The organism is Streptomyces sp., from assembly GCF_035563135.1.
Taxonomy (GTDB): Bacteria; Actinomycetota; Actinomycetes; order Streptomycetales; family Streptomycetaceae; genus Streptomyces.
Genome location: NZ_DATMVN010000119.1, coordinates 1 through 2,886 on the forward strand (window position 1 = coordinate 1; position 2,886 = coordinate 2,886).

General features: G+C 74.4%; 2 protein-coding genes. Both read left to right on the forward strand.

Annotated elements, in window-relative coordinates:
* On the forward strand, nt 1–1,687 hold a 1,687-nt coding region (locus VN520_RS05245; RefSeq protein WP_325745654.1), incomplete at its 5' end, for a cobyric acid synthase.
* Nucleotides 1,684–2,886, forward strand: a 1,203-nt coding sequence (locus VN520_RS05250; protein ID WP_325745655.1) for an ATP-binding protein, incomplete at its 3' end; no start/stop codon positions are given. The genes VN520_RS05245 and VN520_RS05250, both read left to right, overlap by 4 nt.

Consider the following 2,886-nt stretch of genomic DNA (forward strand, 5'->3'; position numbering starts at 1 on the left):
CAAGAGCGTCGTCACGGCCGGGATCTGCCGGTGGCTGGTGCGCCGGGGGGTGGAGGTGGCGCCCTTCAAGGCGCAGAACATGTCGCTGAACTCGTTCGTCACCCGGGAGGGGGCGGAGATCGGCCGCGCCCAGGCGATGCAGGCGCAGGCCGCCCGGGTGGAGCCGTCGGCGCTGATGAACCCGGTGCTGCTCAAGCCCGGTGGTGACCGGTCGAGCCAGGTCGTCCTGATGGGGAAGCCGGTCGGTGAGATGAGTGCGCGCGGCTACCACGGGGGGCGGCAGGAGGCCCTGCTCGGGACGGTCGTGGACTGTCTGGAGCAGCTGCGGACCACCTATGACGCCGTGATCTGCGAGGGGGCGGGCAGTCCGGCCGAGATCAACCTGCGGCGCACGGACATCGTGAACATGGGCATCGCGCGGGCCGCGCGCTTTCCCGTGCTGGTGGTCGGCGACATCGACCGGGGTGGTGTGTTCGCCTCGTTCTTCGGTACGACGGCGCTGCTGAGTCCCGAGGACCAGTCACTGATCGCCGGGTACCTCGTCAACAAGTTCCGCGGTGACGTGTCGCTGCTGGAGCCCGGCCTCGACATGCTGCTGGGGCTCACGGGCCGGCGGACGTACGGGGTGCTGCCCTACGCCCACGGTCTGGGCATCGACGAGGAGGACGGGCTGCGGGTGTCGATGCGCGGCACCGTACGGGAGTCGGTCGTGGCGCCGCCGCACGGCGAGGACGTACTGCGGGTCGCGGTGTGTGCCGTGCCGCTGATGTCGAACTTCACCGATGTGGACGCGCTGGCGGCCGAGCCGGGTGTGGTGGTGCGGTTCGTGGACCGGGCGGAGGAGCTCGCCGACGCGGACCTCGTGATCGTGCCCGGGACGCGGGGCACCGTGAAGGCGCTGGCGTGGCTGCGCGAGCGGGGGCTGGCCGGCGCGTTGCTGCGGAGGGCCGCCGAGGGGCGGCCGGTGCTGGGGATCTGCGGCGGGTTCCAGGTGCTGGGCGAGCGTATCGAGGACGACGTGGAGTCGCGGGCCGGGCTGGTCGAGGGGCTCGGCCTGCTGCCGGTGCGGGTCCGCTTCGGCCGGGAGAAGGTCCTGGCGCGGCCCGTGGGAAGCGCGCTCGGGGAGCGGGTGGAGGGATACGAGATCCATCACGGGGTCGCCGGGGTGAGCGGCGGTGAGCCGTTCCTGGACGGGTGCCGGGTGGGTTCGGTCTGGGGGACGCACTGGCACGGGTCGCTGGAGAGCGACGCGTTCCGGCGCGCGTTCCTCGGCGAGGTGGCGCGGGCCGCGGGACGGCGCTTCGTCCCGGCGCCGGACACGAGCTTCGGGGCGCTGCGGGAGGAGCAGCTGGACCGGCTGGGGGACCTGATCGAGGAACACGCCGATACGGACGCCTTGTGGCGGCTGATCGAGAACGGCGCGCCGAAGGGGCTGCCGTTCATCCCGCCGGGCGCGCCGGGCACGCCGCGGACTCCGGGTGCGGGGGCGGAGGCGTCCGCGGCGGGGTCCTCTCCCCGCTCCGCCCCTTCCCGCGACCGGGGTGCCGCCCCGGGCCCCGGGCCCCGGACTCCCCCGGACCCCGCCCCGGGGGGCCCTCACGGGCCCGATGCGGTGCCCCGTGCTCCGCAGGCCCGGGTGGATCCCGGCACCGGCATCGATGTTTCCGTGAACGAGGAGGCCCTGTGAGTACGCCGTATCCCTTCACCGCCATCGTGGGACAGGACGACCTGCGGCTCGGGCTCCTGCTCAACGCCGTCAGCCCCGCCGTCGGCGGGGTCCTGGTCCGGGGCGAGAAGGGCACCGCCAAGTCCACCGCCGTACGGGCGCTCGCCGCGCTGATGCCCGAGGTCACGGTGGTGGCGGGATGCCGCTTCTCGTGCGACCCGGCAGCCCCCGATCCGGCGTGTCCCGACGGCCCCCACGAGGGGGGGACGGGTGTGTCGCGTCCGGCGCGGACCGTGGAGCTTCCGGTCGGCGCGTCGGAGGACCGGCTGGTCGGGGCGCTCGACATCGAACGGGCCCTCGCGGAGGGTGTGAAGGCCTTCGAGCCGGGTCTCCTCGCCGACGCCCATCGCGGGATCCTGTACGTCGACGAGGTCAACCTCCTCCATGACCACCTGGTGGACCTGCTGCTCGACGCGGCGGCCATGGGTGCCTCGTACGTCGAGCGTGAAGGTGTCTCCGTCCGCCACGCGGCCCGCTTCCTCCTTGTCGGGACCATGAATCCCGAGGAAGGCGAATTGCGCCCCCAGCTGCTGGACCGCTTCGGGCTGACCGTGGAGGTGGCGGCCTCGCGGGACACGGACCAGCGCGTCGAGGTCGTACGGCGGCGGCTCGCCCACGACGACGACCCGGCCGCCTTCGCCGCGCGGTGGGCCGAGGAGGAGGCCGCGCTGCGGGAGCGGATCGTCGCCGCGCGGGCCCTGCTGCCCCGGGTGGTGCTCGGCGACGGTGTGCTGCGGCAGATCGCGGCGACCTGTGCGGCGTTCGAGGTCGACGGGATGCGTGCCGACATCGTGATGGCCCGCACCGCGACCGCTCTGGCGGCGTGGGCGGGGCGCGAGGAGGTCGTCGCGGACGATGTGCGGCAGGCCGCGCTCCTGGCCCTCCCCCACCGGCGCCGGCGCAATCCGTTCGACGCCCCCGGACTGGACGAGGACAAGCTGGACGAGGCCCTCCAGGACGCGGCGGACGAGGACGGCGGGGGCGACGACGACCCGGACCCCGGCGGGCCGGGCGGCGGGGTGCCCCCGCAGGGCGGCGGCCCCGACGACGGCACCGAGGAAGTTGCCGGCCATCACCGCGTAGATCGTCACCGACAGCGCGGCGAGCACCGGCGACCGCACGGCGAGGCCGTCGACCGGGGCGTCGGCCAGCGCCCCGCC